Below are 324 nucleotides of genomic sequence, written 5' to 3'. Positions count from 1 at the left end.
GATATGCGTCAGGGTCTTTTTGTATTCTATAAGAACTTTGAGGATCTTTTTAGTGTCCAGGAAAGTTGTTCACCTTTTTATGCTCCGGAGTATGCCCTTCAACTAGCTGAAAATATGGTTCACCATTATTCCAAATTCCGGGGAAATATTTATGAACAGTACCCGGTGGTGGTGGGGTATGGTGTTGGTCTTCCATCGTCGTATCTCCCACAGTTTGAGGAACTGATGGGTGCTGAGAACGTGATGATTGCAGGTAAAGGTGTGCGATACCCCTGGTCCGATTTTGAGGAAGAACAGCGCAGGAACTTCCCGAACGGTGCCCCG

At 46.6% G+C, this 324-nt stretch carries 1 pseudogene; it reads left to right on the top strand.

Going from position 1 to position 324, the window contains the following annotated elements:
* Nucleotides 1-324: pseudogene (locus HMPREF2609_RS07440) on the top strand (hypothetical protein); the annotation flags it as partial.

Origin of the sequence: Rothia sp. HMSC058E10, from assembly GCF_001809415.1 — a bacterium.
In the GTDB taxonomy this organism is placed as follows: Bacteria; Actinomycetota; Actinomycetes; order Actinomycetales; family Micrococcaceae; genus Rothia; species Rothia dentocariosa.
The sequence above is the reverse complement of the archived record's forward strand: the minus strand, read 5'-3'. Positions and strand labels throughout refer to the sequence as shown.